Origin of the sequence: Cellvibrio sp. UBA7671 (genome assembly GCA_002483145.1) — a bacterium.
Classification (GTDB): Bacteria; Pseudomonadota; Gammaproteobacteria; order Pseudomonadales; family Cellvibrionaceae; genus Cellvibrio; species Cellvibrio fibrivorans.
In genome coordinates this window covers 85386-102902 of record DLHJ01000016.1, presented here as the reverse complement: position 1 = coordinate 102902, position 17517 = coordinate 85386, and the positions used below count along the sequence as shown (strand labels likewise).

10 protein-coding genes are annotated in these 17517 nt (G+C 49.9%); 7 read left to right on the top strand and 3 right to left on the bottom strand.

The window, feature by feature from the left end:
- Window positions 1–99: 99 nt before the first annotated feature.
- Together B4E62_RS16265 and ilvA are read right to left on the bottom strand one after the other, a co-directional pair.
- Window positions 100–2688, bottom strand: a complete 2589-nt coding sequence (locus tag B4E62_RS16265) for a family 20 glycosylhydrolase (RefSeq protein ID WP_331352781.1) — start codon at window positions 2686–2688, stop codon at window positions 100–102.
- 232 nt (window positions 2689–2920) lie between these two features.
- Window positions 2921–4477 (bottom strand): threonine ammonia-lyase, biosynthetic, encoded by a 1557-nt coding sequence (gene ilvA / locus B4E62_RS16260; protein ID WP_331352780.1) that lies wholly within the window; start codon window positions 4475–4477, stop codon window positions 2921–2923.
- A 103-nt stretch (window positions 4478–4580) separates the two neighbouring features.
- Between ilvA and rpiA the strand changes: the two genes are divergently transcribed.
- From rpiA to B4E62_RS16230, 6 genes are all read left to right on the top strand, one after another.
- Entirely contained in the window at window positions 4581–5255 is a 675-nt protein-coding gene (rpiA, locus tag B4E62_RS16255) for a ribose-5-phosphate isomerase RpiA (protein ID WP_310068105.1), read from the top strand.
- 17 nt (window positions 5256–5272) lie between these two features.
- Entirely contained in the window at window positions 5273–6442 is a 1170-nt protein-coding gene (locus tag B4E62_RS16250) for an AraC family transcriptional regulator (RefSeq protein ID WP_331352779.1), read from the top strand.
- A 153-nt stretch (window positions 6443–6595) separates the two neighbouring features.
- Window positions 6596–7909: a glycoside hydrolase family 5 protein gene (locus B4E62_RS16245; RefSeq protein ID WP_331352778.1), complete on the top strand. Its 1314-nt coding sequence runs from the start codon at window positions 6596–6598 to the stop codon at window positions 7907–7909.
- A 34-nt stretch (window positions 7910–7943) separates the two neighbouring features.
- Window positions 7944–8753 carry a pirin family protein gene (locus tag B4E62_RS16240; protein ID WP_331352777.1) on the top strand — a complete coding sequence of 270 codons (810 nt, stop codon included), beginning with the start codon at window positions 7944–7946 and terminating at the stop codon, window positions 8751–8753.
- A 98-nt stretch (window positions 8754–8851) separates the two neighbouring features.
- Window positions 8852–10492 carry a family 43 glycosylhydrolase gene (locus tag B4E62_RS16235; RefSeq protein WP_331352776.1) on the top strand — a complete coding sequence of 547 codons (1641 nt, stop codon included), beginning with the start codon at window positions 8852–8854 and terminating at the stop codon, window positions 10490–10492.
- 72 nt (window positions 10493–10564) lie between these two features.
- Window positions 10565–12184 carry a methyl-accepting chemotaxis protein gene (locus B4E62_RS16230; RefSeq protein ID WP_331352775.1) on the top strand — a complete coding sequence of 540 codons (1620 nt, stop codon included), beginning with the start codon at window positions 10565–10567 and terminating at the stop codon, window positions 12182–12184.
- 83 nt (window positions 12185–12267) lie between these two features.
- On the opposite strand, the gene B4E62_RS16225 is transcribed toward B4E62_RS16230, so the two are convergent.
- A complete protein-coding gene (locus B4E62_RS16225) occupies window positions 12268–15060 on the bottom strand; it encodes a TonB-dependent receptor (RefSeq protein WP_331352774.1) in 2793 nt (930 codons plus the stop codon).
- Between the two features lie 424 nt (window positions 15061–15484).
- Between B4E62_RS16225 and B4E62_RS16220 the strand changes: the two genes are divergently transcribed.
- Window positions 15485–17458 (top strand): metallophosphoesterase, encoded by a 1974-nt coding sequence (locus tag B4E62_RS16220; protein ID WP_331352773.1) that lies wholly within the window; start codon window positions 15485–15487, stop codon window positions 17456–17458.
- Window positions 17459–17517 lie beyond the last annotated feature (59 nt).

The window sequence follows — 17517 nt, the reverse complement described above, 5'->3', positions numbered from 1 at the left end:
TTTAGCGTTTTCCAGCAGCCGCGGTTAAAAAAGACTGGAAAAGAAGGGTTTTTACGCTGTGATGAGTGAAGCCGTAGCGCGTCCTTGCGCTGGCTGGTGTTAATTACCTTGCTTCGTTTCAGCGGTTGTTACACGGCTAGTCCCCTCGCCCAAGCGGGTGCGTAACAAGACTTCAGATTTACTCACGGCGTGCTCATCCGTGTATGCATTCCAGCTTAAGCCGTTGTCGATGCTGAACTCAATTGCCAAACCAGGCAGCGCCGTATTCGCCAACAATTTGCCGTCGTCCACTACACCACCAGGTGGTGGCAGATAAAAATCGCCCCCCAACGCAGCCAGCTTCGGCAATTCTTTTACGCTTAATTGCACCGCGAATGCAGCCCAATCAGCAGTGCGTGCAGCGGCATCCGGTCTATCACCTTCCCATGGGGCCTTGTGCCAGGCGCGCTCGGCGAGTGGAATCAAACGCGGATAAATCATCTGCTCCATCTGCGCACCGGTGCGGATAGTTTCAGTCCACACCTGCCCTTGCATACCGCGCAAATTCTCCGGTTTTTCCAGTGCGGGCATAGCGCGGCCTACCAGCGCTTCGAGATTTTCAATCGGCGCGCCGTTGCGGGCTTTATCGGCATTGGCGTAGAGGTTATCCGGCATAAAACCAAATACTTTTGCAGTATCTGTGTAGCGCGCTGCCCAATAATAGCCGCGCTCTTCCGGATTCACTTCATGGGGATGATCGAAATACAAATGGGTCGCGGGCGATAAAATCGGTTCATAACCCGCATTCGCCAAACGATAGGCGCGGTCAGCAACACCCCACTCCCAGATATTATCCCAGGCATTGGCGAGCACATGTTTGTTGGCAAATTGGCTGCGATTAAAGGTGTTGACCGGGTCATACATCAAACCATCTTCCCAACCCGCCAAATCCAAACCGCGCGCCGATGTGATCGCAGAAACTTTGCTAACAAAGTAAGGCTTCAAATCGGCCGGGCCAGCAACACCCTGTTCACCTTTGGCAAAGAGTGCGTTACAGGCAGGTGATGCAGTCCAGGAACCTGCGCCCACTTCATCGCCGCCCATATGGAAAGTGACGAGCTTGGTGCCCGCTTTGCGATACATCTGCTGTAATTCATAAATGACTTTATCGACAAACGCGTAGGTCGATGGCAGGCAGACGTTGATCGAGTTGTCGGTGTAACTTTGCACGGTGATGTATTGGGATTTATCCAATGGGTCGGATAACAAATACTGTTCAGCTTCGGCTTTTTTACCGGCCTTCAGCAATTTTTTGTAGCGCGCTTCCATGGACTTCACCGCTGCGCGCGCGTGGCCGGGCATATCGATTTCAGGCACCACTTCGATATGGCGGGCGCTGGCGAATTTTATAATTTCAATAAAATCGGCCGTAGTGTAATAACCATTACCCGAACCGGATGCGTGCGGACCTGTACCCAATTGGGTCAGTAAACAAGTCTGCTCCGTCAGATCAAAACAGCGCTTGGCACCTATGTCTGTCAGCTCCGGCAGGCCAGGAATTTCCAAGCGCCAGCCCTCATCCTCTGTTAAATGCAAATGCAATTTATTGAGTTTGTAACGCGCCATCTGCTCGATCAAACGCAGTGTTACATCCTTGCCATGAAAGTTGCGCCCCATGTCATATTGCATGCCGCGCCAGCTGTAACGCGGTGCATCCTTCGCACTCAATAGCGGCAGTGCATGGCTGCTCGCTGCTTGCGCGGGCAGCAAACTCAACACGCTTTGGATGCCGTAGAAAGCACCGGCGTTATCGCTGCCGATGATGGTAATTTTGTCGGCGGCGATATCAAGTGTGTATGCTTCGGCTGTTGCATTTGCGCTATCAACTTTCAACTCAATCACTTTGCCTGTTGCTGCGACATGGTCAGCAGCAGAGGTCAGTGTTACACCAGCTGTTTTTAATTGATCGGCAAAATAGTTTGCCTCGCTGGTTAAACGCCCGGCGTAGCGAATTTGCCAACTGCTATCAAGTGTCGCTGTGCCTTTGCGATATTTCACATCGGCCGGTGTAGGGATAATTTTGGGGCTGGCATCGAGCTTGGCGGCCGCTTGGTTAACGGCAAGATTATCCTGATAGCGGGTGGCCGCAGTGGCGATGGGATAGAGGTCGGGCGAGAAGCGCTGCAACTGTTCAGCTTTGGTAAAAGGCTCGACAAATTCTTTCAGGTTTTCAGTATCGGTATTGGCGAACACCACCGCATCCGCCCCCTGCTGGGCGATAAATGCACGCGGCATAAAATCGGTATAACTCACCATATGCGCACTGGCGGTATAGGGCACTGACAAGCTTGCGCCCACAGCGAGGCCTTTAAACCCGACTGTCGGTGCCAACTCGTGCAGGTCACCTTGCACATGGCGCAGGCTCAAACCGTCTATTAACGTCGAGTCCAATTTGCGCACGGAATGAAAATAAATCCTCCACTCACCCTGCCCCGCAGGCAAGGCTGTTCCAGAGTCATTGGTCAGCGTCAATTTCGCTTGCGGCTTGGCCGCCAGATTGTTCACCACGCCAAAACGCAGCTGGGCCTTGCCCGCAAATTCATTGAGTTGTTGTTGGCTGAGGTTAGCGGCGAAGACGCCCTGGGCAAGCCCCAGCGCGAGCGTCAATGCGCCCAACCGCGCAGCTATGTGTTGACCTGCAGATTTCATTATGGAACTCCTGCCTCTATTTAGTTGATTGATTTGGCATGTGGATTTTTCTGACAACGTTGTCCAGATTACACCAAAATCACCGGCACGCCAGTGCCTGAACATAAATTAACCCTTCGGACGAATGGGTTAAGGATAGATGTGGATAGGCAAAATGCTTCAGGACCAAAACAACAAAGGGCGCCGAAGCGCCCTTTTTATCGAACAAGTAATAACAAAGCCGTAACCGGGATCAACCCAGAAAGAACTTGGCGGCTTCGTTTTTGGTTTCATCCCAATAGGGATAATTCAGGTCATTCAAAAACGCTTGCAGGTCGGCATATTCTTTTTTCGGCACTTGCATGCCGACCAGCACGCGCGCCGACGCCGAGCCGTGGTTGCGATAGTGGAACAGGGAGATATTCCAGCGACCGGCAACTTTATTGAGGAACGTCATGAGCGCACCCGGACGCTCGGGGAACTCAAAGCGGTAGAGCACTTCATCGGTAATTTGCGGAGCGTGGCCGCCCACCAAATGGCGGATATGCAATTTCGCCAGCTCGTTCTCGGTCATATCCACGAGGTCATAACCCTGTGAATGCAACCCACTGACCAGATCCGCGCGATCATTGCCACCTGCTGCCACTTGCACGCCAACAAAAATCTTGGCGTCTTTGGCATCGGCATAGCGATAGTTAAATTCGGTGATATTGCGCTTGCCTAAGGCTTTGCAGAATTCCTTGTAGGCACCAGGGCGCTCGGGAATGGTTACCGCCAGAATCGCTTCGCGCTGCTCGCCGATTTCCGTGCGCTCGCTAATGTAGTGCAGGCGATCAAAGTTGATGTTGGCACCACAGTCAATCGCGATCAGGGTTTGGCCGGTGATGCCGTGTTCCGCCACGTATTTTTTCAGCCCCGCGATACCCGTTGCGCCTGCTGGCTCGGCAATCGAGCGGGTATCTTCAAAAATATCTTTGATGCCCGCGCAAATTTCGTCGTTAGTCACGGTGATGCATTCATCGACCGTTTTACGCAGCACGCGGAAAGTCTCCTCGCCGATTTGCGCCACTGCGATGCCGTCGGCAAAGATACCCACTTGCGGCAGTACCACGCGCTTTTTCTTTTCCAGTGCCGCTTTCAAGCAGGCAGACTCTTCCGATTCCACCGCGATGATCTTGATCTCGGGGCGAACATATTTCAAATAAGCGGAAATACCAGCCGCCAAGCCGCCACCGCCGACTGCGATAAAAATCGCGTCGATTTTGCCGGGATACTGGCGCAGGATTTCCATCGCAATCGTGCCCTGTCCTGCGATCACATCCGGATCATCAAAAGGGTGCACATAGGTAAGCCCTTTTTCTTCCACCAGCTTTTTGGCGTGGGCAGAGGCTTCGTCGTAGCTATCGCCATGCAACACCACTTTGGCACCGCGCGCTTTTACTGCATCGACTTTAATCGCGGGCGTCGTGCGCGGCATTACGATAGTGGCTTTGATCCCCAAATGCTGGGAGCCAAGTGCAACACCCTGCGCGTGGTTACCGGCAGAGGCGCAAATCACACCGCGGTTGCGCTCGTCTTCAGTCAGCTGCAACAGCTTGTTGTAGGCACCGCGCAATTTGAACGAGAACACCGGTTGCAAGTCTTCGCGCTTAAGCAGGACTTTATTGCCAGTGCGCGCAGAGAGCAGACGCGCTTCGTCGAGCGGGGTTTCCACCGCGAGATCGTAGATACGGGCATTGAGGATACGTTTTATGTAAGTTTCAGGCATGGGAGTTCTGGCATTCGCGAGTGAGGTGGACTGTTTAGTCAATGAATGAAAAAGTCGCCGCAGTGTAAACAATTTAGCCGCCGCTGGCACGGCGAAAATCCGTATAATGCGGCAAGATTTTGACCCAGCTCCCGAGAATAATCACATGACCCAAGACCAACTCAAACAAGCTGTCGCACGCGCGGCGATCGAATACATCAAACCCAAACTGTTTAGCGACTCGATTATCGGTGTCGGCACTGGTTCGACCGCGAATTTTTTTATCGATTATCTGGGCGAGATCAAAAGCCAATTCGCCGGTGCTGTGGCAAGTTCAGACGCCTCAGCCGCACGCCTGAAGAAACTCGGGATAGACGTGCTGGATTGCAACTCGGTGACTGAGCTGGTGGTATATGTCGATGGCGCCGATGAAAGCAACGCTTATTTACATTTGATTAAAGGCGGCGGCGCTGCCTTGACGCGCGAAAAAATCGTGCGCGCAGTATCCAAAGAATTTGTGTGCATTGCCGACGAAAGCAAATGGGTGGATGTGCTGGGCAAGTTCCCGTTGCCAGTTGAAGTCATTCCTATGGCGCGCTCTTATGTCGCGCGTGAATTGGTCAAACTCGGCGGCACACCGGTGTACCGCGAGGGTGTAGTGACCGACAACGGCAATGTGATTCTCGATGTGTACAACCTGCAGATTATCGATCCGGTCGGTCTGGAAACCCGCATCAACCAAATCACTGGTGTTGTGACCAACGGTTTATTTGCAGCGCAACCGGCTGACGTCTTGTTGCTCGGCACCAAAGAGGGTGTGAAAACCCTCTTTCCGCGCTAAAAAACAGCAGCGCGTTTATGCAGCACTTTTATAACCGAGCCCTTATCGCCCTGCTCTGCCTGCTGGTGGTGAGCGGGGCGCTTGGTTATCTGTGCGTGAGCAAAACGTTTATGCAGGTCGCGCTCTTACCCGGCGGCCAAGCCGATCTTCGGTGGCAAACCGAGCCGCAAACGGATGTCTATCAGGGCGGAAGCTCCAGCCTCCGGATTGCCGATGACACTTTCAGTTTGAATTTTAATTTCACCCTGACCCGTCAAGCGCAATATCCGTTTGTAGCCGTTAATCTGATTTTTACCGACCCCAAGAATGCGCCTGTACTGGTGGATTTATCCGCGTTCGACAAAATTGTCTTTAGCGCGAAATGCTCCACCGCCAACACCCTGAGTTTCTCCTTGCTCACTTTTGATGAGCAGGTATCCAAGGCCGGCGACTTTTTGAGTTATCGCTCGCCCTCCACTTTTTTTTCTTGCGGCCCCGAGTGGCGCGCAGTCGAGCTTGACCTCACCCGCCTGGAAACCCCGCAATGGTGGTTCGAAATGTTTAAGGTCGAATTGTCGCGCAAGGAATACAAGCTCAACAAAGTGGCGAAGCTCAATTTTGGCAGCAGCGTCCAGACCCAAATGGATATGGACACCAACGTCCAGTTGAGTGAGATCACCCTGATCGGGCACAACGGATTTTATTTATACCTGTACGGCGCTTTTTTGCTGCTGCTTTGGGGCGCTTACGCCCTGTGGTTTTTCCGCCAGCATACTTACACCCTGATTCGGGAGCTGCACAACAAAATCCAGCGCGACCGACCGCTGATTGCCTACCAACAATTATCTGTTGAGCCGCTGCGCGATAAAGACCGCAGCGCCATACTGCATTTCATGGCCACACGCTACGCCAACCCCGAGCTGGGTCTGGATGCCATGGCCAGCGAAATAGGCGTGAGCCGCACCAAAATTAATGACATCCTCAAATCCGAACTGGGTTTTACCTTTACCGGCTACTTGAACAAACTGCGCCTGACCGAAGCGGCGCGTTTATTGGCGCAAGCGGAAGATGCCAACATCGCCGAAATCGCCTACTCGGTAGGTTACAAAAACGTCTCCTACTTCAACAAACTCTTCAAAGAAGAATACAGCTGCACCCCCAAAATCTATAAAAGCCTGTGCGACAAAACCCCCGGCTCTTCAACTTAAATTAAAAAAACTTCAACTTTTTACCAATTGATAGCCTTTTTAACGCAAGCATTACCACTTGCCACCCGTCATTAGCAAAACTCTCACGTCAAAATTTCCCGAGCTGCTGTATCTGGCAGCTGCAGGTTATTCACAACAATAAAGAGAATTGCTATGACCTTAAAAAACAGACTTCTGTTATCAAGCCTATTAGTCTCCCTGCTGGGATGTGGCGGTGGCGGTGGCGCAGCGACTCCAGCAGCCAGCTCCAAACCTCAACAATCGTCTACAACCCCGAGCTCTATGGCAGCGATTAGCTCATCAGCTGTTGCGGTGCCATCCAGCATCGCGGCTTCTTCCTCCAGCGCTCCGGCAACCGGCGGAATTTACCCCAGCTACAACCTGAATCCTCTGCCTGCCGATACCACCGGCATGGAGAGCACTGCCACGCAAATCGCCAGTAAGATCAAGATCGGCTTTAACATCGGCAATACACTGGAAGCCATGGGCGGTAAATCGGAAACCTATTGGGGCAATCCAAAAATCACTAAAGAGTTTGTAGCCTTCGTAAAACAAGCGGGCTTTAGTGCAGTGCGCCTGCCCGTGTCATGGGATCAATACGCCAACCAAACCACCGCTGAAATCGACCCCAACTGGCTCAATCGTGTGAAAGAGGTGGTGCAGTATTGTGTTGATAACAATCTCTACGTGATCGTCAATATCCACTGGGACGGCGGCTGGCTGGAAAACAATGTGGTACCCGCCAAGCAGGAACAAAACAACGCAAAACAGAAAGCTTTCTGGGAACAGATCGCCACACAGCTGCGCGATTTTGACGAGCGCGTCCTCTTTGCCAGCGCCAACGAACCCAATGTTGAAACTGCCGCGCAGATGGCGGTGTTGCACTCCTATCACCAAACTTTTATCGACACAGTGCGCGCAACCGGCGGCAAAAATGCGCAGCGTGTGCTTATCGTGCAGGGGCCATCCACCGATATCGAAAAAACCAACACGCTGATGACAGCACTACCAACTGATTCAGTCGCCAACCGCCTGATGGCCGAGATTCATTTTTACAGCCCCTGGAATTACACCGGCATGACCAAAGATGAAAGCTGGGGCAACCAGTTTTTTTATTGGGGCAAGGGATTTCACTCCACCACCGACACCGCTCACAACCCCACCTGGGGCGAAGAAGATTATGTCGATCAGCAATTCAAATCCATGAAAACGAAATTTGTGGATAAAGGCATTCCCGTGATCATGGGCGAATTTGGCACAGGCGTGCGCAAAAACTTAACCGGCGCCGATTTGCAATTGCATCTCGATGGCCGCGCCTATTACCTCAATTACATCACCAAACAAGCCATCGCCAACGGCATGGTGCCCTTCTTATGGGATATAGGTGAACTGCTTGATCGCACCAATAACAAAGTATTGGACCAGCAAGCGTTTGATGCGCTGATGAATGGCGCTGGTGTGCAATAACGCTTTTTCTCACAAGATCGCCGAGGAAAAAAACATGACCACTTCAACAACCGACAGCAATAGCAACATGACAGCCACTTATCTGCAGCATAAAAATAATTTGTTTGCAGCAGAAAGTGATATCGAAAAAATCAAACCCTTTGTATCGCTCAACTTGTTGAGCGCCCAAAGCCTGCAAGGTGAACCCGCGTTAACACCGGCATCAGGACAAGCGATTATCACCTACGTGATTGCCGGTGAGGCCGCTTACTCGGACTCCACTGGCAAACAGGGTCGATTACAAAAAGACAGCTGGGCCTGGGTCATTGCGGGCGCCGGCATTTGGCATTCAATAGCGCCCATTACCCGCGACTTTATCGCCGTACAAATGGGTATTGCCCTATCGCCCGCACTGGAAAATTCACCCCCACAGACCGCCTATTTACAAGCGGAACCAAACGCAGCAGATGGCGACCCCGCAAAATTATTAATTGGCTGGCACGGCAAAAAACGCAGCGACTTTGCGATTCCCTCCCAGTTGAATTATTTAGTCGTGCCGCTTAAGACACAACAATACTGGAGTTATGAGTTACCGCTGAACCATCAGTTTGCATGGGTAACCGTGGTCAGCGGACTTGTAACTACGAGCACGGGGAAAACCCTGCCAAGTGGCGTGAGTATTTTTAATCGCCCCACTGCAAAAATAGATTTTCACGCGCAAGCTGATTCGATTCTAGTGTTGGGTTCTTCGCTGGAATTTGGCCACGATTTAATTCTCCAAAATACGTCAGTGCACACCTCAACCGAAGCTCTACAGCTTGGACATAACGGAATTTCTGCCGCAGCGAAAATTTTACGCCTATAAATAATAAACCCGGGCAAAAACAATCTGTACAAAAAATTAAAGTGATCATCCTGAAAATTACTCTAATTTTTTAATCACTTTTTTACTTGAGGTTATCCATGCTGGACATCACCCGCAGAAATATTTTTAAAGCCTGTCTCGCGGGCGCCGCTGCATCACCGCTCACATTTATCGGTGGCGCGCAGGCCGCACCTTGCACACCAACCGTTGCTCCATTGCGTCCACACTGGGCGCGCGGTATTGAAGGCCAGCGCAAAGCCGATTTAGGTAACGGCACTTTTTTAAATCCGATTCTCGCCGGTGACCACCCCGACCCTACCGTGTTGAAAGATGGCGATGATTACTACATGACGTTTTCGTCGTTTAATTCCTACCCGGGAATTATTATTTGGCACTCGCGCGATCTGGTGAACTGGACACCTATAGGTCCGGCACTACAAAAAAATATTGGCACTGTGTGGGCATTGGATTTATGCAAACACGGCGATCGCTATTACATTTATATTCCCGCCGCACCCGATGGTAAACCTTGGGGCACCTATGTCATTTGGGCGGATAATATTAATGGCCCCTGGAGTGATCCAATCGATTTAAAAATCGATGGTTGTATCGACCCTGGCCACGCAGTGGGCGAGGATGGCAAACGTTATTTATTTGTGAATGGCATTCGCAAAATCCGGTTGAGCGATGATGGACTGGCGACCGATGGCGAGATCGAGGCGGCCTACAGTCCCTGGCGTTATCCCGACGACTGGATAGTCGAAAACTTTGCGCCCGAAGGCCCCAAACTATTGCGCCGCGGTGAATGGTTTTATTTAGTTACGGCGGTGGGCGGTACAGCAGGGCCAGTGACCGGGCATATGGTCATTGCCGCGCGCTCACACTCCATTCACGGCCCCTGGGAACACTGCCCGCACAACCCTTTAGTGCGCTCGCAATCGGAAGCAGAGCCTTGGTGGTCGCGCGGTCACGCCACATTAATTGAAGGTCCGGCTATCAACGGCAAAAGTAGCGGCTGGTGGATGATCTATCACGCTTACGAAAAAGGTTTTAGAACCCTTGGCCGTCAAACCATTCTGGAACCCATTGAATGGACGGATGATGGCTGGTTCCGCGCGACCGGCGGCGATCTTTCACAGCCCTTACCCAAACCCAATCCCGCATCAAGCGGTGCACACGGCATCGTCTTATCTGATAATTTTGCGCGCAATAAAATTGGCAGCCAGTGGTGCTTTCACCAGCCGGGCGCGCAGGAAATGGCGCGCGTCGTTTACAGCAAAAAAATGCTGGAGCTCGCAGCCAAAGGAACATCACCCGCTGACTCATCACCGCTAACTTGCGGAGTGGGTGATCGCGCCTATCAGGTTGCAGTCGATTTCACGTTAGTGGGCGATGCCGAAGCGGGCCTGCTGCTGTTTTACAATCACAAAGCCTTTGTGGGCATGGGTTTTACTGCCGATGCGATTAAAAGTTTTCAATACGCTGAGGAGCAAAGTTGGGCGCGTATCCCGCTTAAAACCCGCAACCTGCGGATGCGTATTACCAATGACCAGCAGGTCATCACCTATGAGTATTCGCAAGATGCCGGCCGCACCTGGGAGCGCCATCCTACCCGCATGGAGGTGTCGGGTTTGAACCACAATGTGTTTGGCGGGTTTTTAAGTTTGAAGGTGGGCATTTACTGCGCGGGTGGCGGCAAGGTGCAGCTGCGTGATTTCCGCTACAGCGCAATTGCTTAATACGCCAGCCATCACTGTCGCATTTTGTCTCCTATACTCGGAGGACTTCCATCATTTTGAAGGCCTTCTACCATGCTCTCCTTTTCCAGTATCCAAGGGCGCCTACTGGTTGCAGTAAGCGCTGGCATTATCCTGTTTGTGATGATCAGCGGCATCGCCATTTCCCTGCTCAGTGACACCATCTCCGACTATAACCGTCTGATCGCCGGTTCAGTCGCGCAAGAGCGCAGCATCAACAAGATGAATTACCAGTTCAAGACCCAGGTGCAAGAGTGGAAAAACGTGCTGCTGCGCGGTAAGGACCCGCAAAAACTCATGCAGTACTGGACGCAATTTGAAGCCCTGCACCGGGATATCCAACAGCAGGGCACAAAGCTGAGGGGTGAACTCACAGGCGATAGCCGCGCCAAAGTCGAGGCTTTTTTACAAGCTCATCAAATAGCGTTCGGTAAATACCAAACCGGTTTGGATGCGTTTAAAGCAGCCAACTTTGACCCTTCTGCAGGTGACAAGGCAGTCACCGGGATTGACCGCGAGCCGAGCAAATTACTGGAAGAATCGGCGCAGCTGATTAGCGCTCGTGTCACCACGGACACGGAAACCAATCTGGCAGCGAGTAAAAGTGTCTCCTTCTGGGCAAGCGCATTGATTCTGCTGGGCGGGGTTCTAGTGGTATTTATGGTGCTGATTATCCTGCGCAAAAGCCTTATTAAGCCCTTGGCGACTATTAATGACCATCTCGCTTTGCTCGCGGGCGGCAATTTCCGCCAGACCTTACAATTCAAAGATGCAGGTGAGCTGGGCAAACTCGGGCGCAATATCCATCAAGTACAGCAAAGTATTGTGCAGGTGGTGACCACAGTACAAAACTCCATGCAGAAACTTGCTGACGCATCGAACCAAATTAGCCAGAGCGCCTCGGCCGTGGCGCGCTATACCGACCAAGCCCATCACTCCACCGATCAGGTTTCCGCTGCCATCACTGAAATGACGGCGACCGTACAGGAAGTGGCGAGCAATGCAGGTGGTGCGGCAGACGCAGCCCAGAGCGCCGATCAAAATGCACATCAGGGTTTAAAAATGATGGACAACACCCTCGATGCAATCAACCAATTAAATACCGAGGTCAACCGCGTCGGCACAGCTATGACCCAGCTCGAGGCCGATACCAATCGCATTGGCGGCGTGCTTGATGTGATTAAAAATGTAGCCGAGCAGACCAACTTGCTCGCTCTCAATGCGGCGATTGAAGCGGCGCGCGCCGGAGAGCAGGGGCGCGGCTTTGCGGTAGTGGCCGATGAAGTCCGCTCACTCGCCAAACGCACGCAGGATTCTACAGCGGAGATTCAACAAATTATTGAAGCGGTGCAACGCGGCGCAACCAACGCGATGAATGCGATGAAAACCAGCCAGGGCAAAACCGGCGCGACCCTGGAGATGGCAGGACAAGCGGGCCAATCGATCAACCAAATTACCCAATCCATCTCTGCGATATTAGGCATGAATATGCAAATCGCCACGGCGGCCGAAGAGCAAAGTTATACCGCGGAAGAAATTAATAAAAACATTATTCAGGTCGTCAACCTAATCGACAGTTTGAATCAGGATGCGCGCAAGTCCGAGCAGATAGCACGGCGATTGGATGACACCACCAAAGATCTGGAAACCCAGATCGCGCACTTTGCTGTATAACTAATTTTCCCTACAGCATTAATAAAAAAAGGATGCCCCAAACGGAGCATCCTTTTTTCTTTTTTTATCTTCTCTTTTTTATGTTAAAAGTCCGCTCTCACGCCCAAACTGACGCGACGACCGGAAAATTCGTACATGGATGGGAATGACGGATCAATCGTATAAGCACTGGTTTCTTCATCGGTCATGTTGATACCTTCCAACATCACTTTGATATTTTCCGTCACTTGATACCCCAGAGAAAGATCGGTTTGGCCATAGGCATCGCGGTAAACCGGGTACATATCGCTAGCGATGTATTCGACATATTTGTCTTTGTAGTTGTAAGAAACGCGCGCGTCGAATTTTTCATTTTCGTAATAGAACGTCAGGTTGTAAGTCTCATCTGCCAGACCTTCCGGTGGAGCGGGAATATCCAAATCCGATTCGCCGGTCAGTGAGTTGTCCAGCATGGTGTAGTTGGCATTGATACCAAAACCATCCAGAGATTCATGCAACATACTCAGTGGGAATTGTGCAATTAATTCCACGCCGGACACATCGTAATCGCCTTCAGCATTCACTTTTTGATAAATCTCAAAATCATACACGCCATCGATGGTGCCGTTAGCATTGTATTTGGTCACATCTTTTACTACGCCAGTAAGCGACTCGCGCACCACACCTTCAATTTTTTTCTCGAAGTAAGATGCAGCAAAGAGAGCGCCTTCACCAACATACCATTCCAGACCCAATTCCCATTGATCCGCATAAGTGGGTTTAAGATCGGGGTTCCCATCGCGATATTTAAAATCATTGAGGCTTACGGTGCGCTTATACGCAATGTCACCCAGTGCTGGGCGCATTAAGGTTTCGGAAGCGGCCGCGCGCAAAATCAAACCATAGCGCAATTCCATATTCATATTGATGCTGGGCAACACATCGGTATAACTACCTTCCTTTGAGATAGGCGTAGGTGTATAGCCAGTTGAGCCATTTGCATTTTGAATTTGGTGATAGCCAAACGAAAGCACTGACGTATCGATTGAACGCACACCGGTATTCACCATCACCGGCATTGCAGCCAAATCAAATTTAAAATCAGCCATAGCATAGAGGCTCACAACTTCTTCATCGACCCGGTAGTATTCGCTATCGGCAAAATCCACTTTAAAACCGTCATAGCGGAAGGTATCGCGCGCATAACTATTGGATACTTGCGACCACGAAGGGCTGTTTGATGATTGCGACAAATAATTGCCACCGGGCACCAATTCAGAAATGGGCGTCAGCTCACTGTCTTGCAGGGTGCGCACATTGCGCCATGAATTGTCGCCCGCTTTTGGCCCGCGCACGGTGGTAGTACCGCGATCACGCTCCTTGGATTTATCGGTATAGCGCGCGCCGAATTGCACTTGGTCTAACGCGCTCAGAAAATTTAATTCCAGCGGCTTGATAAAATCCAATTGTGCTGCGTATTTATCATCCTGGATTTCTTCGAGATTCACTTCGTAGGAATCAAATAAATATTTTTGCGGCGAATTGTACATATCAAAGCTATTTGGATTAGCGCTTAACAATGTCTCACCACCATTGTTAGTGTAGCGGCTGCGCGAGGGTGCAAAGGCAACATGTTTCAGGTTGCTGGTATCGGAAGTTTTTTCTGCACCTGAGTAGCCGGCAAACCCTTCAATTAACCAACCGCCAATTTCCCAATCCATATTCAGGCTGTATTGGGTGAAATCTGTTTCGTGGACGTTTTCTTTGCTCAAAAATTCGTGCTGTGTCGCAGCGTAGGAAACATCGGTTAATACCAGAATGCCGTGTTTTGCCAGCGTTGTATTGTCATAAGCGTGAACAGTTTCCAATGCACTTATACTTGATGCCGTGTACGCCGCAGCATCATATTCATCTTCTGTGTTGTCGTAACCGCCGAGCATGGCATCAAAGGCGAGGCTAAAGGTGCTGCTGGGTTGGTATTGGAAGGCCGCTGTTGCGCCCCATTTATCCTGCTCATTCAAATAAGCGCGATCGCCAATTTTGTCGTGGAACACAACTCGATTGGTTACATCTTTGTTGAAGCGATCAGTAATTACTACACCCGTATCCCGCTCAAGCACTGCGACGGTTTGATCAGCTTGCCATTTTGACGAGCCGGTTTTTTCGGTCCAGCGCGACAGTGGGCGGAAGTTAATACCGGAATTGGAATCGGTTCTATTCGTGCGCTCCGCCATTGAAAATGAAACCAATGCGCCAAAATCGCCAAAAGTGTCGCTCGCCAGCAAAGATACTTTTGGGTCAATTTCATCAGAGATTGAATTGTGTGCGCCTTCAGCCGAGACAACAAATTTTGATTCGTTATAATCAAACGGGCGCGCAGTCGAAATCAGCACTGAACCCGCAATGCCACCTTCTTCATCGGCAGCGGTGGGCGATTTTTTTACGGTTACACTTTGAATAATTTCTGACGCAAAAATATCGAACTCAACATCGCGGCCGCCACTGCCCGAAGCCGTGGAAAGATTATTGATAGAAACATGGGTAAATTCGCTCGGCAGGCTGCGTACGTTTACTTTACTACCTAAGCCCTTATTGCGTTCGATAGTGACGCCCGGCATACGTTGCAAAGCTTCAGCGAGGTTTTGCTCGGGGAAATCGGCAATGTCGGTCGCGACAATAGAGTCAGAGAAACCAATCGAGTTACGTTTAATATCGATGGCCTTTTCAAGACTTTTCGCGTAGCTGCCAGTCACAACCACTTCTTCCAATTGATCCGAACTTTGCGCCATGCCCTGCAGCGATAGAGTTGCCAGGGTCGCACCAAGAATGACACGTGTAATCGCAACACTTAACTGACTTCTGCTGGTATGAATAGTGGATTTGTTATGGACTCTCACGTTAACTTCCTCTTATTTATTACAGTTAGAAAAACAACAAACGACCATTTCTAGCTCTCATAAAAAGAGAAAATTCCTTTTTACTTCCCAAGCAGATCAACTCTCCTGAACAGGAATTAGAAACGCGGCGGAAATGTAATAGGCGCGCATTTCACTTTTATTGCTATCATCAACCTAATAGCCCTTTTAACAATAATTAACAATTAAAACGCAAATCAATAGCGCAAAACTACCTCTGTCATAAATGTGTAGTTAAGCTGCTATAAACTTCCGAAAGTCATTTCATTTTTTGCACAGAACAACTGATGCAAACTCTCTTATTGCACGCCCTAACACACTAACGACTTTCCTCATTATGAAATTTACTTTCTTGCTAATACTGCTGAATGGCCTGGTTCTTTTTACTGTGAACTGTGAGGCAGATATGCAGAAATCGACGCTGGCTGTCGACCACATGCAGATTGCGTTTATGCCAGACATACACTTTCACGATATTTATGGCCACTTCAGCGATGAAGTATTTCAGGGGCTTCCGACAAATACTGCGCAGGGTAAACAAAATGCCAACATCCGCTCGATGCGCGCGCAACTGCAGTCCACGCGCCTGTTTAATGAAAATTATTTTGCCTTGCTCGCGGCACTCGATGACATTGTAAAACGCAAGATCAAGTACGTTGCTTTGCCCGGCGACTTTAGCGATGACGGTCAACCGGTTCACATGCGTGGGTTAAAAAATATTCTCGATAAATACCATCACCAATACGGCATTGAATTTTTTGCAGCGCCGGGCAACCACGATCCAACCAGGCCATTTTCACATCCAGCGGGTAAACCAGATTATTTAGGTGCAGGAGGAAAGGAGCAACCAGTTTTTAGCTTGCAACATCCACTGTGTAAAAATAAAAATTACGACAATGATAAAGACAGGCATGCAGTTATCTGTTCCGATGATGTACAGGAGTTGGGTTATAAACCTATTATGGATTTGCTTGGTGAACACGGATTTTATCCAAAGAAGAGTTATCGATATTTTGAAACGCCTTACTCTAGTGAAAAGAAATTCCACTACGATTTTTCGAAAGCAAAACACGAAGCCCAATTTGATAAGAGACACTATGAGATATGCCATCAGGGAACTGGCGGAAAATATAAAAAGCCCCATTACAGCGACTGTAATCAAGTGGCGGATAGCAGCTATTTGGTCGAGCCAACAGCGGGGCTTTGGCTGCTAGCGATTGATGCCAATGTCTACCAACCTAAATTAGGTACTGATGGTAATCCACAAAACGCAGAAAATTTTTTAGGATCCAGTGATGCAGGCTATAACAAAGTCATCACCCACAAAACCCATTTGCTGGAGTGGATAACCGATGTAGTGCAGCGAGCACAGGCACAAGATAAAACCCTGATTGCATTTTCCCATTTTCCCATGCAGGAATTTTATGACGGCGCCAGCGCTGATATAGCGCAGTTAATGGGCGAACAAAAATTTCAACTGAGCCGCAACCCAAGTACCAACACCAGCAAAATGTTGGCGGACACTGGGCTGAAAATTCATGTGGCTGGCCATATGCATATCAATGACACAGGTGTTTATCGCGGTGAGCACAACAAGGTGTTATTTAACATCCAGGCACCTTCGCTCGCCGCTTATATTCCCGCCTATAAAATCCTGAGCATCAGACCCGACCAGCAAATTGAAGTTGAAACTATTGTATTAAAAGATGTTCCGCGTTTTGACGAACTCTTCGGGCATTACCTTACTGAGTGGAATTATTTGCAGTCTATCGATGCGCCCGACATCTGGGATAAAAACATTCTCCATGCCAAAAATTATCGCCAATTTACCGAATGGCATCTGCGCGAACTGGCACGTTTGCGCTTTTTGCCGCAAGATTGGCCTGCAGATATCCGCCAACTCTTGATGCAATTAAATGGCGCGCAGCTGTTGATTATTTCTCAATTAAAAACCGACATAAGCCTTGCTCAGATAGGGGCACTGATTAATCATCAGGATCAGGATAATTCGCTAGCAGGTGAGTGGCAGCTAGCAACCAGACAGGCAGCAAGTTTTGCAAAGAAAAACGGATTATCGCTCGATAGTTTTTCAACCTGGACAGGAACGGATTTAAGCGTGGATTTTTATCGATTGTGGAGCGCCGATCAGCTGGCGTTAAAGGATATTGATCCGCGACGGTTCAAGCATTATGAATTGCTCGCACAACAGTTGTTGGTTAGCGATCGGCAAAACACAAAAAAACAATCAACTAAGCCGCGCACTATTTATCAGGAAAAATTGGGCACATTATTGAACATCCTAGTGCAATTTTCCGGCGATGCACCAAGCGATCATTTTTTGCTGGACCTGAAAAATGGCAAGATCAAACCACTCCCCTAGCGAGTCACTCATTATTGGGTAACTGGCAAAAAAAATGCCCCGGGTGATCGGGGCATTTT

What these genes read in the sequence shown, in the direction of transcription:
- B4E62_RS16240 (WP_331352777.1), top strand. Translation starts at nt 7,944, where the DNA reads ATGACCACTTCAACAACCGACAGCAATAGCAACATGACAGCCACTTAT.
- B4E62_RS16220 (WP_331352773.1), top strand. Translation starts at nt 15,485, where the DNA reads ATGCAGAAATCGACGCTGGCTGTCGACCACATGCAGATTGCGTTTATG.
- B4E62_RS16265 (WP_331352781.1), bottom strand. Translation starts at nt 2,688, where the DNA reads ATGAAATCTGCAGGTCAACACATAGCTGCGCGGTTGGGCGCATTGACG.
- B4E62_RS16230 (WP_331352775.1), top strand. Translation starts at nt 10,565, where the DNA reads ATGCTCTCCTTTTCCAGTATCCAAGGGCGCCTACTGGTTGCAGTAAGC.
- rpiA (WP_310068105.1), top strand. Translation starts at nt 4,581, where the DNA reads ATGACCCAAGACCAACTCAAACAAGCTGTCGCACGCGCGGCGATCGAA.
- B4E62_RS16245 (WP_331352778.1), top strand. Translation starts at nt 6,596, where the DNA reads ATGACCTTAAAAAACAGACTTCTGTTATCAAGCCTATTAGTCTCCCTG.
- B4E62_RS16250 (WP_331352779.1), top strand. Translation starts at nt 5,273, where the DNA reads ATGCAGCACTTTTATAACCGAGCCCTTATCGCCCTGCTCTGCCTGCTG.
- B4E62_RS16235 (WP_331352776.1), top strand. Translation starts at nt 8,852, where the DNA reads ATGCTGGACATCACCCGCAGAAATATTTTTAAAGCCTGTCTCGCGGGC.